Origin of the sequence: Comamonas guangdongensis, assembly GCF_041079535.1 — a bacterium.
GTDB lineage: Bacteria > Pseudomonadota > Gammaproteobacteria > Burkholderiales > Burkholderiaceae_C > Comamonas > Comamonas guangdongensis.
In genome coordinates this window covers 79182-93166 of sequence record NZ_JBFYGN010000008.1, presented here as the reverse complement: position 1 = coordinate 93166, position 13985 = coordinate 79182, and the positions used below count along the sequence as shown (strand labels likewise).

The 13985-nt window shown below is 64.7% G+C and carries 12 protein-coding genes; 9 read left to right on the top strand and 3 right to left on the bottom strand.

What is annotated here, in order from left to right; all coding sequences use genetic code 11:
• Nucleotides 1–54: 54 nt before the first annotated feature.
• From AB6724_RS09210 to rsmA, 3 genes are all read left to right on the top strand, one after another.
• Entirely contained in the window at nucleotides 55–2409 is a 2355-nt protein-coding gene (locus AB6724_RS09210; RefSeq protein WP_369338325.1) for an LPS-assembly protein LptD, read from the top strand.
• 14 nt (nucleotides 2410–2423) lie between these two features.
• Complete coding sequence (locus AB6724_RS09205) at nucleotides 2424–3854, top strand: peptidylprolyl isomerase (RefSeq protein ID WP_369338219.1); 1431 nt, start codon at nucleotides 2424–2426, stop codon at nucleotides 3852–3854.
• Nucleotides 3855–3973: 119 nt separating this feature from the next.
• Nucleotides 3974–4735, top strand: coding sequence for a 16S rRNA (adenine(1518)-N(6)/adenine(1519)-N(6))-dimethyltransferase RsmA (rsmA, locus tag AB6724_RS09200; protein WP_369338218.1), 762 nt, complete (start codon nucleotides 3974–3976; stop codon nucleotides 4733–4735).
• 67 nt (nucleotides 4736–4802) lie between these two features.
• On the opposite strand, the gene aptA is transcribed toward rsmA, so the two are convergent.
• Together aptA and AB6724_RS09190 are read right to left on the bottom strand one after the other, a co-directional pair.
• Complete coding sequence (gene aptA / locus AB6724_RS09195) at nucleotides 4803–6158, bottom strand: omega-aminotransferase AptA (protein WP_369338217.1); 1356 nt, start codon at nucleotides 6156–6158, stop codon at nucleotides 4803–4805.
• Between the two features lie 354 nt (nucleotides 6159–6512).
• A complete protein-coding gene (locus AB6724_RS09190) occupies nucleotides 6513–6764 on the bottom strand; it encodes a DUF2061 domain-containing protein (protein WP_369338216.1) in 252 nt (83 codons plus the stop codon).
• 197 nt (nucleotides 6765–6961) lie between these two features.
• On the opposite strand from AB6724_RS09190, the gene AB6724_RS09185 reads away from it, so the two are divergent.
• The 3 genes from AB6724_RS09185 to AB6724_RS09175 are packed head-to-tail and all read left to right on the top strand — an operon-like array spanning nucleotide 6962 to nucleotide 9014.
• Complete coding sequence (locus AB6724_RS09185; RefSeq protein ID WP_369338215.1) at nucleotides 6962–7474, top strand: GNAT family N-acetyltransferase; 513 nt, start codon at nucleotides 6962–6964, stop codon at nucleotides 7472–7474.
• Nucleotides 7475–7500: 26 nt separating this feature from the next.
• Entirely contained in the window at nucleotides 7501–8058 is a 558-nt protein-coding gene (locus tag AB6724_RS09180; RefSeq protein ID WP_369338214.1) for an NUDIX hydrolase, read from the top strand.
• A gap of 59 nt (nucleotides 8059–8117) precedes the next feature.
• Complete coding sequence (locus AB6724_RS09175; RefSeq protein ID WP_369338213.1) at nucleotides 8118–9014, top strand: DMT family transporter; 897 nt, start codon at nucleotides 8118–8120, stop codon at nucleotides 9012–9014.
• A gap of 7 nt (nucleotides 9015–9021) precedes the next feature.
• On the opposite strand, the gene AB6724_RS09170 is transcribed toward AB6724_RS09175, so the two are convergent.
• Nucleotides 9022–9942, bottom strand: coding sequence for a LysR family transcriptional regulator (locus tag AB6724_RS09170; RefSeq protein WP_369338212.1), 921 nt, complete (start codon nucleotides 9940–9942; stop codon nucleotides 9022–9024).
• Nucleotides 9943–10102: 160 nt separating this feature from the next.
• Between AB6724_RS09170 and AB6724_RS09165 the strand changes: the two genes are divergently transcribed.
• The 3 genes from AB6724_RS09165 (at nucleotide 10103) to sigJ (ending at nucleotide 13859) form a co-directional block, all read left to right on the top strand.
• A complete protein-coding gene (locus tag AB6724_RS09165) occupies nucleotides 10103–11113 on the top strand; it encodes a Bug family tripartite tricarboxylate transporter substrate binding protein (protein ID WP_369338211.1) in 1011 nt (336 codons plus the stop codon).
• A gap of 2 nt (nucleotides 11114–11115) precedes the next feature.
• Nucleotides 11116–12732, top strand: a complete 1617-nt coding sequence (locus AB6724_RS09160) for a gamma-glutamyltransferase family protein (RefSeq protein ID WP_369338210.1) — start codon at nucleotides 11116–11118, stop codon at nucleotides 12730–12732.
• Nucleotides 12733–12926: 194 nt separating this feature from the next.
• Nucleotides 12927–13859 (top strand): RNA polymerase sigma factor SigJ, encoded by a 933-nt coding sequence (gene sigJ / locus AB6724_RS09155; RefSeq protein ID WP_369338209.1) that lies wholly within the window; start codon nucleotides 12927–12929, stop codon nucleotides 13857–13859.
• Nucleotides 13860–13985: the final 126 nt, after the last annotated feature.

The following is a 13985-nucleotide window of genomic DNA, read 5'->3' as shown; positions in this document are numbered from 1 at the left end:
CCGGCGATTCGCCCTCTGGCATGGGCCGTGGCTCTGGCTTGGGCCGGGGCTGGCATGCATGCCCAGGCGCAGGAGGCTGTGTCTCAGGCTGCGGCCGAGCAGGCGGTCAAGACTGCGGATGAAAGCTTGCCCGGGCTACAGCTCAAGTCCAGCACCCTGCTGCAGGAGAGCTACCCGCAGGAAGTGCGCGACCAGCAGCCCATCTATATCAAGGGCGACAACCTGTCCGGTCAGCCGGACATCAAGGCCTCGGTCCATGGCGAGGCCGAGCTGCGCCGCGGCGACACCATGATCCGGGCCGACAAGCTGGATTACGCCGTGCCCGACGACAAGGTCCATGCCGTGGGCTCGGTCTATATCAACCAGGCCGGCAATGTGTACAAGGGCACGACGCTCGATCTGCAGCTCGACGCCTTTGTGGGGCAGTTTGACAACGCTAACTATCGCTTCCTGGCCAATGGTGCTTATGGCGATTCGTCGCGCGTCGATTTCATCGACAAGAAGCATGCCGTGGTCCACGATGCCACCTACACCACCTGCCAGCGCGATGACGAGGCCAGCTGGGAGCCGAGCTGGGTGCTCAAGGCCAAGACCATTCGTCTGGACATGGCCGAAGAGGTGGGTGTGGCCGAGGACGCCAAGCTGCAGTTCAAGGGCGTGACCGTGCTGCCCGTGCCCCGCATGAGCTTTCCGCTGTCGGACAAGCGCAAGTCGGGCTTGCTGCCGCCGATGTTCGGCATGGACAATCTGGGCGGTTTTGAATACACGCAGCCCTATTACTGGAATATCGCGCCCAACCGTGACATGACTCTGTGGCCGACCGTCATGACCAGGCGTGGAGTCAATCTGGGGACGCAGTTCCGTTATCTGGAGCCCCGTTATTCGGGCGAGGCCTATGCCAGCTATATGCCCAGCGATAAGTTGCGCGATCGCGAACGCTGGGGCTACTCCTGGCAGCACCGGAGCATCATCGATTCGCCCATTGGTGGGTTGGGACTGAACTTCAATCTGAACCGCGTCAGCGATGATGACTACTGGCGTGATTTCCGTCTGGCGCCCGTGGCGCTGCGTCAGCGCCTGCTGCCCAGCACGGTGAATCTGAGCTGGGCCAAGGGCGACGGGGTGCTTAGTCTGAATATGCTGCGCTACCAGACCTTGCAGGATCCGGCATCGCCGATCGCGCCGCCCTACAGCATCGTGCCGCAGCTGCAGTATCGCTATACGCCGCTGGATCTGCCGCATGGGCTGGACTTCACGGCGGTGGCCGACACCACGCGTTTTGAGCTGATCCGTCCCCTGGCAGGTCAGGTGGGCAACAATGGCCAGCGCAGCTATGTGCAGGCGCAGCTGAGCCGGCCATTTTTGTCGCCCGGCGCGTTCATCACGCCCAAGCTGATGCTGCACTCGGCCATGTATCAGACCGATCAGTTGATGAGCAATGGCAGCAAGAGCGCCAATCGCACCCTACCGACCTTCAGCCTGGACAGCGGTCTAGTCTTCGAGCGCGATACCTCCTGGTTTGGCAAAAATCTGTTGCAGACCTTCGAGCCGCGCGCCTTCTACACCTATACACCCTATCGCGACCAGAGCATGCTGCCGCTGTACGACACGGCGCGCAATGACTTCAATTTCGCCAGCATTTTTTCCGAGAATGACTACGGCGGTCAGGACCGTATTGCCGACAACAATCTGCTGACGCTGGGCGCGACCTCGCGCTTCATCGATCCCAGCACCGGAGCCGAAAAGCTCAAGCTGGCCATCGCCCAGCGCGTGCGTTTCTCGGACCAGAAGGTGCTGCTGCCGGGCGAAGTGCCTGCTACCAGCCGTTTTTCCGATGTCTTACTAGGGGCTGCCGTTAACTGGACCGACAAATGGTCCACAGAAGCCACGACCCAGTACAACCAGGATTTGAACCGTACGGTGCGTACCACGGCAACGGCCCGCTACAGCCCCGGCAACTATCGCACGTTCAACATCGGCTATCGCACCCAATACGACACGGTGGCTCGTACCGATGCCAGCAAGCTGGTCGACGTGGGTTGGCAATGGCCCATCAACGATCTTTGGGGTGACAAGGGTAAGGATCTCGGTCCGGGCCGTGGCCAGGGCGGTGGCCGCTGGTATGCGGTGGGGCGTCTGAACTACAGCATCAAGGATCGGCAGCTCGTCGATACCGTGATTGGTTTCGAATATGACGGCTGCTGCTGGATTGGCCGCGTGGTGCTGGAGCGTCTGCAAAGCTCGATCATCCAGTCCAATCTGCGCCTGTTGTTCCAGCTGGAGTTCGTGGGCTTCTCGCGGCTGAGCTTCGGTGCCGATCCCACCTCCAGCCTCAAGCAGAATGTACCCCGCTACCAATATTTGCGTGAGGCGGTGACTCCGCCCAGCCGCTTCACAAATTACGATTAATCAAGGCATTTTTCATGCGTTTTTTCTCCAAGACATCGAGTGCATGCGCCGTCGCCGTGACCCTGGCCTTGATGGCGGGTGCGCAGGCCCAGGGTCTGAAAACTCCGGACAAGGCCAAGGGTGGCAGCACTTCTTCCATTTCGCGTGCTCTGGATGCCACCGCGCAGCCCTCGGGGCGTCAGCCCACCGCTTCCGCCGCAGCCAGCGGACTGCGCTCGGCCGATTACATCGTGGCCCTGGTCAATTCCGAGCCCATCACCAATAACGAAGTGCTGGCACGCTTGGCTCGTGTGACCCAGAACGTGACCGAGCAGGGCGGTCAGCTGCCGCCCAAGGCCGAGCTGGCCCGCCAGGTGCTGGAGCGCTTGATTGTCGAGAAGGTACAACTGCAGGAAGCCCGGGATTCCGGCATCAACGTCGACGACCTGACCGTCAACCAAGCCATGGCCAATGTGGCGCGCCAGAACAATACGGACAAGGCCGGCCTGCTGGCACGGCTCAAGGCCGATGGCATTTCGGAAGACCAGTTCCGCGCCGAAATCCGCAGCCAGATGCTGATGCAGCGCGTGCGCGAGCGCGATGTCGATGGCAAGGTCAAGGTCACTGAGGCCGATATCGACCGCTATCTCAAGGAACAGAAGCGCCCCGGCGAGGCCGCGGCGGGCGCGATGGCCAATCTGGGCCATATCCTGATCATCGTGCCGGAAAACGCCAGTCCGGCGGTGGTCGCCGAACGCGAAGCCAAGGCCAAGCAGGCCGCCGAGGCGGCCCGCAACAATGCGGACTTCATCGCCGCGGTGCGCCAGTTCTCCGACGTGCCCAACGGCCGGGGCGGCGGCGCCATGGGCTTGCGTCCCATGAGCGAGTATCCAGAACTGTTTGTCAAAGAGGTGGGCTCGGCCGCGACCGGCTCCATCATCGGCCCCTTCCGCTCCGATGCAGGTTTCCACGTGCTCAAGGTGCTGGAAAAGACCCAGGCCGGCGCCGCACCGGCCTATATCACGCAAAACCACGGGCGTCATATTCTGCTCACCGTGGGCAGTGGTGTGACGGAAACCGAGGCCGCCAAGCGGCTGCAGGATTACAAGCGCCGCATTCAGGCCGGTCAGGCCACTTTCCAGCAGTTGGCCGAGGAATTCTCCAAGGACGGCAGCGCGCGCAATGGCGGCGATCTGGGCTGGTCCTCGCCGGGCCAGTTCGTGCCCGAGTTCGAGCGCGTGCTCGATGCGCTGCAGCCCGGCGAAATCAGCGATCCCGTGGTCTCGCGCTTTGGCGTGCACCTGATCCAGCTCATAGAGCGCCGCCAGGAAAAGCTCACCCCGCGCGAGCAGCGCGACATGGTGCGCAACATCGTGCGCGAACGCAAGGCCGAGCAGGACTATGAAACCTGGCTCAAGGAACTTCGCGGCAAGGCCTTTGTCGAGTATCGCGAGCCTCCGCAATAAGAGCCCTGCCTGGGCCTATGCCCATGCAGGCCGCTTGCCGCGCCCGGCAATGTCATGATCGGGCACCGGGCAGCCACCTTCCCATTTACAAGCGGTGCCGAGGCGCCGCTTTCGCATTCATGAAACATATTCCACGCAAGCGCTTCGGGCAGAATTTTCTGACCGACGGCGCCATCATCGACAACATCGTCCAGGCCATAGCTCCCCAGCCCGGTCAGCCCATGGTGGAGATCGGCCCGGGCCTCATGGCGCTGTCCCAGCCTCTGGTCGAGCGCCTGGGCAAGCTTACGGTGATCGAGCTGGACCGCGATCTGGCCGCGCGCTTGCGTCTGCGGGATGATTTGGACGTGGTCGAGTCCGACGTGCTCAAGGTGGACTTCCGTGCGCTTGCTGCGCGACTGGGCGTGGCCAAGCTGCGCGTGGTGGGCAACCTGCCCTACAACATTTCCAGCCCCATTCTTTTCCATCTGCTGGAACAGGTGGATGTGGTGGAAGACCAGCACTTCATGCTGCAAAAAGAGGTGATAGACCGCATGGTGGCCGAGCCCGCTACGGCCGCCTACGGGCGCCTGTCGGTGATGCTGCAGTGGCGCTATGCAATGGAGGATGTGCTGTTCGTTCCGCCCGAGAGCTTCAACCCGCCGCCCAAGGTGGACAGCGCCGTGGTGCGCATGGTTCCGCGCGAGACGCCGGCTGTCCTCAACCCCAAGCTGCTCGAAGAAATGGTGCAGGTGGCTTTCAGCCAGCGCCGCAAGATACTGCGCAACACCCTGGGCAAATGGCTGGACGAAAAAGGCTTTGCGGGTGAGTTCAACCTGCAGCGCCGTGCCGAGGAAGTGCCGGTGGCCGAGTACCAGGCCCTGGCGGCCCAGCTGTCCTGAATTACCGCAAAATCCGCGGCAAGCGCTTGATGGATCAGGATCAGCGCTTGCAGCTTGCTTCAGCAGCTCAATCCGTGGCCTGCAGCGCATCGCTCAGCGCATTGATCAGGCGTTCTATCTCGGCTTTTTCGCTGATGAAGGGCGGTGCCAGCTGAATCGTGTCGCCGCCGTAGCGCACATAAAAACCGGCATCCCAGCACTTCATGGCGATCTCGTAAGGGCGTTTGGCGGGCTCGCCGGGAAGAGGGTCTATGCTCAGCCCCGCGGCCAAGCCGATGTTGCGGATGTCGAGCACATGCTTGTGGCCCTTGAGGCTGTGCACGGCCTGCTCGAAGAAGGTCGCCATGGCCTTGACGCGGCCCGGGCCGTCTTCCCTCTCCAGCAGCTCCAGCGCGGCAATGCCGGCTGCGCAGGCCACGGGATGGGCCGAATAGGTATAGCCATGGGCAAACTCCAGCATGTATTCGGGCCCGCCGGCGGCCATGAAACTATTGTAGATCTCGGGCGTCACCACGCAGGCGCCCAGCGGCTGCGCGCCATTGGTGACCTGCTTGGCAATGTTCAGAATGTCGGGCGTCACGCCAAAGGCCTCGGCCGCCGTCATGGCGCCTAGACGGCCAAAGCCCGTGATGACTTCGTCGAAGATCAGCAGAATGCCGTGCTGGGTGCAGATCTCGCGCAGGCGCTGCAGATAGCCGGCTGGCGGAATCACCACCCCCCCCGAGCCCGACATGGGCTCGACGATCACGGCGGCGATATTGCTGGCATCGTGCAGCGCAATCAGGTCCAGCAGCTTGTCGGCCATGGCCTTTCCATCGGTCTGCGGCAGGCCTTTGCAGAACGAGCCCATGGGCGGCTGGGTATGGGGCATATGATCGGCCTCCACCCCCTGGCCAAAGGCCTTGCGGTTGCCGACCATGCCGCCGACCGAGATGCCGCCGAAGTTCACGCCGTGATAGCCTTTCTCGCGGCCGATCAGTCGCGTCTTCGTGCCCTGGCCCTTGGCGCGCCAGTAGGCGCGCGCCATCTTCAGCGAGGTATCCGCGGCTTCCGAGCCCGAGCCCGTGAAGAACACATGCGAGAGCCCCTCCGGCATCAGACCCACGATGCGATTGGCCAGCTCGAACGAGGCCGGATGGCCGAACTGGAAGGCCGGCGCGTAGTCCAGCTGCAGTGCGGCCCTGGCTATGGCCTCGGCAATCTCGCGCCGACCATGGCCCAGACCCGTGCACCACAGGCCGGAGAGTCCGTCAAAAATCCTGCGTCCATCGGCATCGGTGTAATACGCACCCTGCGCGGCGGTAATGATGCGGGGCCTGGCTTTGAAGTTGCGGTTGCCGGTAAACGGCATCCAGTGCGCTTGCAGCCATGGTTCGTCCTGGCGGGAGGCAAAGGCCTGAGGCTGCGTGTCGGCAAGCTGCATGGGAACTCCTGGCAAACAGAGTGAAGTTCCGTCCATTGTTTGCCGCACGCGGGGTTTGTGAAATAGCCGCAAACCCATGGGTGACGCTTTCAGCGCGTGGATATTGAACAAGCCGCAGATCAGCTATCCACGGATTAAGGCCGGGTTTTCTCTGGCTCCGGAGGAGATTTGAAATCACGCATGGGAATTGCATGGCCATCCATTTCTGGGCACAGAGTTATCAAATTCTTTTCATAAAACTTATGCACAGAATTTCAACAACTCATGCAAGGTGGCCGCCGCAATCTCCGAGGGATGCCAGCGAATCAAGCAGCCAGCGGGCGAAGCCATGGGCCCGGGATTCGTCCTGATTCCTCATGCGGTCACAGCCCCTGTCTCAGCCCGCGGCTCGCGCTTTTGCAGACGGCGCTCCCAGGCCTTTTCGTGAAAGAAAAAAGCGACGGCCTGAATCGTGGGTTCCAGCAGGCTCAGCGTCAGCGATGCCCACAGGTTTCCCGTGACCGCATAGGCCACGCAGGCGGCGACGCTGATGTGAATGCAGTAGTAACTGGCGGTCTTGGCCAGCGTAAGCCGGTTCTGGCGCAGGGTCTGGATCAAACGGGTCATGCAATCTCCTGAAGCGATGGGCCAATGGTAGGCAGGGACGGCACATCTTTCCAATTGAGAATCATTACCATCGCAATAGCGACAAAGTCCGCTGCGAACTCGCCGGTTTGCTAAGCTGGTCGCGCTGGACCTCCATTGACAGCAGGCTATCGCTTTTGTGAAGCAAGCGCAGGTTGCTATTGATTTAAGAGTATCTGATGTTCGAGTTGATGCAGATCGAGCTGCGCCCCTTGGGTGCGGCGGATGTGGATGCCGTGCTGCGCATACAGGAGCAGTGCTATGGCGCGGGCTTCGCGGAGCCGCGCGAGGTGTTTGTGCGCCGGCTGCAGACGGCGGGCCATTGCTCCTGGGCCGCAGTGCAGGGCGGGGAGCTGGTCGCCTATCTGGCTGCCTACTGGTCGCGGCCCGGCGCGATCACGCCGTTCAACGGCGATTTTGCGGACTATGCCGATGCCAGCGTGCTCTATCTGCACGATATGGCGGTCTCGCCGGCCGCGGCCGGCCGGGGGCTGGCGCGGCGCATGGTGGAACAGGTCAAGGCGCAGGCGCGCCAGCGCGGCATAGGGCGCACGGCCCTGGTGTCGGTCCAGGGTTCGCAGGCTTATTGGGAACGTCAAGGCTATGCGGTGGAAATTGTGAAAAATGCTGCACAGCAGCAACACTTGTCCACATATGGCCGAGGAGCCCTCTATATGGTGGGATTAATCTGACACTTTCGCAGGGCTAGGCAAGGATAATGCCGCTCATGCCAAATCGCTGGAAACCCAATGTGACTGTCTCGGCCATTATCGAGCGCGATGGCCGCTTTTTGCTGGTGGAAGAAAACACGGCGGATGGATTGCGTCTGAATACGCCTGCCGGCCACCTGGATCCCGCCGAAACGCCCATCGATGCCTGCATGCGCGAGGTCATGGAAGAGACCGCCTACAGCTTCACGCCCAAGGCTCTGGTCGGCATCTACATGAACCGCTTTGTGCGCACGCGCACGGGCTCGGACATCACCTATCTGCGCTTTGCCTTTACGGGCGATCTTGGCATGCACCATGCACAGCGCCATCTGGACCACGGCATCGTGCGCAGCGTCTGGCTGACGCTGGATGAGCTCCAGGCCACGGCCCATCTGCATCGCAGTCCCATCGTGCTGGAGTCGGTGAGCGACTATCTGGCGGGCCAGCGTTATGACCTGGGCATGCTGCACGCCGATGCCAGCATCTACAAGCGGCCCGTGTCGACCCAGCCGATTCCAGAGGAGGCCGGAGCCACGCTGGACGAGGTGTTGGCCCAGGTCGACTGAAGGGCCCGTGCTGCAGTTTTGATTGCAGCCGGTGCCGGGGTCTGGGCACAATCGTTGCAATGTCCATTGCCAGCCTCATCCGACTGATCTCCCTGGCCGCCCTGTGGGGCGGCAGTTTTTTGTTCATGCGCGTGGCCGTGCCGCAGCTGGGGGCCGTGCCCACGGCCGTGGGGCGCGGACTGCTCTCCTCGCTGGGGCTGGCCGTGGTTCTGGGCTGCATGGGCTATAGGCCGCGCCTGGGCCGCTATCTGTGGCCCTTGCTGTTGCTGGGCGTGATCAATTCCGGCATCCCTTTCCTCATGTACGCGCTGGCGGCCCAGGTCCTGCCTTCGGGCTATAGCGCCATCTTCAACGCCACCACGCCGCTGATGGCCGTCATCGTGGGTACGCTGGCCTTCGGCGAGGCCATCACGGCAGCGCGCATCGCGGGCGTGGTGCTGGGCATAGGCGGTGTTGCGGTGCTGGCGCAGGCCGGTCCGCTGGAGCTGACGCCTGCCGTGCTGGGCGGCATGGCCGCCTGCTTTACCGCCACGGTCTGCTACGCGTTCTCCAGCTTTTTGACCTTGAAGCTGGCCGGCGCCAAGTCGGCCGTGGATACGCGCGCTGCCGTGTTCATCAGCCAATTGGGGGCGCTGCTGGTACTGGTTCCCGGGCTGCTGTTGGCGCTGGTGCTGGAGCCCAAGTTGGTGCCGCAGGTCGTGCAGGCGCCCTGGCTGGCCTGGGGTAATGTGGTGCTGCTGGGTCTGCTGAGCACGGCCCTGGCCTATGTGCTCTATTTCCGCCTGATTGCCGATGAAGGTCCGCACAAGGCGCTGACCGTGACCTTCATCGTGCCCGTATTTGCCGTGCTCTGGGGCTGGGCCTTGCTCGACGAGCCGCTGAGCGCAGCGCATGCCATCGGCGGAGGACTGATTGCGCTGTCGCTATGGATAGTGCTGCGCCGCAAGGCGCATTGAACTTCGTTCACCACGCGGCGGGCAGGCGCAGCTGCAGCAGCTTCAGAAAGGACTGAGCCGCATGCGGCAGCGTGCGGCCGGCCAGGGTCTGTACCTCGATGTCGCGCAGATCCATGCCGCGGTCGCTGAGCGGCACGGCCACGAGAGCCCCTGTGGCCACCATGTCGCGTGCCGCGATTTCGCTGGCCACGGCGACCGCCGCGCCCTGGGCCGCAAAGTTCAGCAGCGTTTTGCCGTGATTGCTCTCCAGGGCCGGCGCCAGCATCAGCCCCTGGCGGCTGCAGGCTGCGTCCAGCAGCTGGCGCACGGCCGTGCTGGGCGGCGTCAGTGCCAGCGGGTAGCGCACCAGCCTGGCCAGCGCCACGCTGCGCTCCTGGGCCAGCTCATGGCCGGGCGCCACCAGCGCCAACACGGGCGCGGCCACGCGGCAGGCGACGGCAATGCCGGGCTCGGGCACCCGGCTGAAGCACAGGCCGATGTCGGCCGTGCCGGTGCGCACGGCATCGGAAACTTCGGGCGTGGGCAATACGTTCACTTCGAAGACGATGCCGGCGTGCTCGCGTTGGAAGGCCGCGCACAGGCGCGGCAGGAATTCGCTGGCGAAGGCATCGGAGCTGGCAATCCGTACCTTGCCGCTGCGCAGGCCTTGCAAGGCCTGGATCTCGTCCAGCGCGCGTTCGGCGTCCAGCCCCGCGCGGCGCGCGTGGTCGGCCAGGATCTCGCCCGCGGCATTGAGCACCATGCCGCGCGGGTGGCGCTCGAACAGCGGCGTGCCCAGCCGCGCCTCCAGCGCCGCAATCTGGCGGCTGATGGCCGAGGCCGCCACATGCAGCCGCGCCGAGGCTTCGGTCAGCGAGCCGCATTGCGCGACTTCGTGGAAGTAGCGCAGCGCAGTGTCTTGCAGCAGCAAATGGCGGGACTCGGGCATGGCAGTCGGTGAAAACAAATCGCCATTGTGCACGGTTTGCCGTTTTGGCAATGATGGCTTGCAAATTTGCCGATGGCGGCAAATGCCTCGGTTTTCTAAGATGGCCCGTTCGATGGTTGCCGGGCAGCGGCAGCCCATACCTACTTCACCGGGAGTTGCCATGCCGGCACGGTTTACTGTTTTAACTTCGCGCCGCCAATGGGTCCAGGCTGCCGCGGTTCTGGCCGGTGGCCTGCTGGTTCTGCCGGCATGGGCGCAGGGTGAAGCCACCTGGCCCAGCCGACCGGTGCGGGTGATCGTGCCGTTTCCGGCCAGCGGCGCAACCGATCTGGTGGCACGCGTGATCGCGCAGCGCGTATCGCAGGAGCTGGGCCAGCAACTGGTCATCGACAACCGGCCGGGCGCCGGCGGCACCATCGGCGCGGCCGAGGCCGCCAAGGCGGCGGCCGATGGCTACACCTTGCTGTTCACCACCAGCAGCACGCATGCGATTTCGCCGCATCTGATGCCCAGGCTGGCCTACAAGGCGGAAAAGGACTTCAGTCCCATTGCCCACACGGCCGACGCGGCCAGCGTGCTGCTGATCACGCCTTCGCTACCGGTCAAGAGCGTGCAGGAGCTGATCGCCTATGCCAAGGCCAACCCCGGCAAGCTCAACTACGCCACCAGCGGCAACGGCACCATCGTGCACCTGAACACCGCTGCCTTTGCTGCGCAGGCCGGCATACAGCTCACCCATGTGCCTTACAAGGGCACGGCGCAGTCGATCACCGATCTGGCGGCCGGCCAGGTGCATTTGCTGTTCGACTCCATCCCGACGGGCATGCCCCATGTGGCCAGCGGCCGCCTGCGCGCCCTGGCCGTCACCGGCGACAAGCGCAGCACGCTGGCTCCGAATCTGCCCACGGTGGCCGAATCGGGTCTGCCCGGTTATTCCTCGGTCACCTGGTTCGGCGTCTACGGTCCGGCCGGCATGAAGCCCGAGCTGGTCGGCAAGATCAACCAGGCTTTCAACCAGGCCCTGCAGAACCCGGAGGTGGTCGCCAGCCTGGCCAAGCAGGGCGTGGAGCCCGCCAAGGCGCAGACGCCCACCCAGTTCGCCGCCATGGTGCAGGCCGACAGCGCACGCTGGGCCAAGGTCATCAGGGACAACCGGATCACATTGGAATGAACATGACAGATACCATCAAGGACTGGACGCTTCCCTATGCCTCGCACCGCTCGCCGGTGCTGGGGCGCAACGTGGTCAGCACTTCGCAGCCGCTGGCCGCTCAGGCCGGCCTCTCCATGCTGCTGGCCGGCGGCAATGCCGTGGATGCGGCGCTGGCCGCGGCGATGACGCTCACGGTGGTCGAGCCCACGGGCTGCGGCATAGGCAGCGACGGCTTTGCCATCGTCTGGGACGGCAAGGAGCTGCACGGCCTCAACGCCTCGGGCCGCTCGCCCGCGGGCTGGACGCCCGAGTACTTTGCCCAGCTGGGCGGCATTCCGGAAAAGGGCTGGAATGCCGTGACCGTGCCCGGCGCCGTATCGGCCTGGGTGGCGCTGTCCAAGCGCTTCGGCAAGCTGCCCTTCGCGCAGCTGGCCCAGCCGGCGATCGACTACGCGCGCAACGGTTTCGCGGTTTCGCCCACCATTGCCACGCTGTGGGAGCTGGGCGGCAAGAAGCTGGGCGACCAGCCCGGCTTTGCCGAATGCTTTCTGCCCGGCGGCCGCGCTCCTCGGGCCGGTGAGGTGTTCAGGAGCGAAGCCCATGCGCGCACGCTGGAGGAGATTGCCGAGACCATGGGCGAGTCCTTCTACCGCGGCGCGCTGGCCAGGAAGATGGCCGAGCATTCGCGGGCCTGCGGCGGAGTGATGAGCGAGGAAGACCTGGCCGCGCACCAGGCCGACTGGGTGGGCACGGTATCGCAGAAGTTCGGCGATTCGGTGATCCACGAGATTCCGCCCAACGGCCAGGGCATTGCGGCGCTGATGGCGCTTGGCATGCTGGACGAGCTGGGTGCGGGTGGCGATCCGATCGGATCGCAGCCGCTGGACGGCGTGGACAGCGTGCATCTGCAGATCGAGGCCATGAAGCTGGCCTTTGCCGACCTGCACCAGTACAACGCCGACCTGGACCATATGCGCGTCACCCCCGCGCAGCTGCTGGACCGCGGCTATCTGCGCGAACGCGCCCAGCTCATCGACCGCGACAGGGCCAGCCTGCCCGACTACGGCGCGCCCCGGCCCGGCGGCACGGTCTACCTGGCGGCGGCCGATGCCAGCGGCATGATGGTCTCCTTCATCCAGTCCAACTACATGGGCTTCGGCTCGGGCGTGGTTGTGCCGGGCACGGGCATCAGCCTGCAGAACCGCGGCCACGGCTTTACCACCGAGGCCGGTCATGCCAACCAGGTCGGCCCGCGCAAGCGCCCCTCGCACACCATCATTCCGGCCTTTGCCATGCATGCCGACGGCACGCCCCAAATGGCGTTCGGCGTCATGGGTGGCCCGATGCAGAGCCAGGGCCATCTGCAGATGGCCCTGCGAGTGCTGCGCTACGGCCAGAACCCGCAGGCCGCGGCCGATGCGCCGCGCTGGCGCGTGACCGGCGGCAAGGGCGTGGCCGTTGAGCCGTCCTTCGATGCTGCCGTGGTCGAGCAGCTGCGCGCACGCGGCCATGAGGTCAGCATCGAGGCCGGCCATGGCGTGTTCGCCTTTGGCGGCGCCCAGCTGGTGCTGCGCAACGGCGAACACTACATTGCGGGTTCCGATCCGCGCAAGGATGGGTGCGCGGTGGGGTATTGATCCCCCTGAGCCGCTGCGCGGCTTCCCCCGAGGGGGACGACGGCCTCGCTGCGGGGCGGCCCTTGCTTGCCGTCCCTGGCTTGGGCTCTGCCTGTTTTGGCTGCGTTGTCACAAAAGCTGCGCGTTCTGCGTCTAAGGCTTAGGGCCTGTCACACTGGGTGGCTGGCCCCTGGCCTATTTGCAGGAGACATCACGTGAGCCCCACTTCCCACACTGCTCCGTCCGCCGATGCGGGACTGCAGGATTTCGAGCGCCATCGTCCGCGTCTGTTCGGGCTGGCCTATCGCATGCTGGGCCAGCGGGCCGAGGCCGAGGATCTGGTGCAGGATGTCTGGCTGCGCTGGCAGGGCATCGATCACGCCGCCGTGGCCCAGCCCGAGGCCTGGCTGGTGACCACGGCCACGCGGCTGGCCATTGACAGGCTGCGGCGCCTGCGTGTGGAGCGCGAGCATTACGCGGGCTTCTGGCTGCCCGAGCCCCTGATTCAGCCCTGGACCGAGGCGGAGCCCTCGGCCGAGGACTTGCTGGAGCGTGCCCACGACGTCTCCACCGCGTTGCTGTTCGTGCTCGAGCAGCTCACTCCCGAGGAGCGCGCGGCCTTTTTGCTGCGCGAGGTCTTTGATGCCGACTATGACGAGCTGGCCCAGGCGCTGGGCCGCAGCGAGGCCGCGTGCCGCCAGCTCGTGCATCGCGCGCGGGCCCATGTGAAGGCCGGGCGGCCGCGCTTCGATGCGCCCGCCCAGGCCCATGCCGAGCTGCTGCGCCGCTTTGCCCAGGCCGTGCAGGGCGGGAATCTGGCGCAGATCCAGGCCTTGTTTGCTCCCGATGCCGCGCTGATCAGCGACGGCGGCGGCAAGGTGGCTTCCTTTGGTCGCGTGCTGGAAACCGGCCGCCGGCTGGCGCTGCTGTACTTCGCCGTGGCCCGGCGCCTGCGCCGCGACGGCCAGGCGCAGACGCTGCACCTGGTGCGAGTGAACGGCCTGCCGGGCCTGGTGCGCTGCGTGGACGGGGTAGTGGAGTCGGTACAGACCTTGCTGGTCGAGAATGGCCTGGTGCGTTGCATCTATACGCTGCGCAATCCCGACAAGCTGACCGGCGTGGTGCTGCCGGATGGCTCCGCTGTCTGAAAGGCCCCGCGGGCGGCGTCGCCGCACGGCTTTCGGACTATTTTCTCGTTTCTTGTCACAAAAGCGGCGGACCGCCCGTCTAGAGAGGTGAGAGCGCGCCATTGGGGCGGGCTCGCATCACTCAAG